Source organism: Paraburkholderia sp. SG-MS1, from assembly GCF_012275575.1.
Lineage (GTDB): Bacteria > Pseudomonadota > Gammaproteobacteria > Burkholderiales > Burkholderiaceae > Paraburkholderia.
The window spans coordinates 1-1,010 of record NZ_NPIH01000151.1 but is presented as its reverse complement, the minus strand read 5'-3'; the positions used below and the strand labels follow the sequence as shown (position 1 = coordinate 1,010).

Here is a 1,010-nt window from a genome sequence, read left to right as displayed (position 1 = left end):
GACGCTCGCAGGCCAGCACGGCCGGTGGAAGGTCGGACGGTGCACGGGCGAGCAGCGCGGCGAGCCGGTATTGCGCGATCTTGCGGCGCGCCGTGTAGCGCGGTATGTCCGCCGACAACGTATCCACCTGAGTCTGGCCGCGCGTCACGTCGGGCTGGTTGCCACGGCCCGCGTCACGCAGACGCCGCGACACGTCCACGCGCTGCTTCTGCAACCCGAGCGACTGTTGCGCGATCCTGAGTTCCTCGGCCGCCGAGCATTGCTCGACGTAAGCGCGCACGACGTCCGCCACCACGGTGATCCGCGCGAGGTCGCCGGCGGCCTGCACGGACTCGGTGTCCGCCTGCGCCGCTTCCACGCCGCGCCGCAGCTTGCCGAACAGATCGAATTCATACGAGATGCTGAGGCCGAAGTTACCCTCGTTACCGACCGGCAGTTTCTCGAACAGCAGGAACTGTTCGGCCGATTCCTGCGCGCGCTGGACCTCCGCCGACGCCTTGCCGGAGAAGCCGCCCTGCGCCTGCGCGACGCCCAGCGCTTCGCGTGAGCGCGCGAGATTCGCCGCCGCGACGCGCAAATCGGTGTTCGATTGCAGCGCTTCGTCGACAAGACCGTTCAGCACCGGGTCGTCGTACAGCTTCCACCACACGGGGGGCACGTGGCGGGTCGAGGTCAGCGCCGGGTCGGCGCCTTCGAGCGGCGCATTCGCAAGCGGCGCGTTGACGAGCGCCTGTTGCGGCAACGAATAGTTCGGGCCGACGGTCATGCAGCCATTCAGCGCGACGGCGAACGGCAACAGCGGCAGCAGGGGCCACAGCGGCAGAGAGGACAGGTTTCGCGACAGCTTCATTGCGAGGCGCCCGATGAAACCGTGGCCGACGCTGGCTGTGCAGCCGACGCACCCGTCACCGCCGACCCAGCCGGCGCCGAAGCATCACCCGCAGCAGAAGCACCCGAAGCACCCACAGCACCGCGCCTCCTCACCGGCGACAGATCGCGCACCGACACCG

Annotated in this window: 1 protein-coding gene; it reads right to left on the bottom strand. The window is 69.0% G+C overall.

Annotated features, from left to right (window positions below; genetic code table 11):
- On the bottom strand, nucleotides 1-850 hold an 850-nt coding region (locus tag CIC12_RS11805), incomplete at its 3' end, for a TolC family protein (RefSeq protein WP_168664293.1).
- Nucleotides 851-1,010 lie beyond the last annotated feature (160 nt).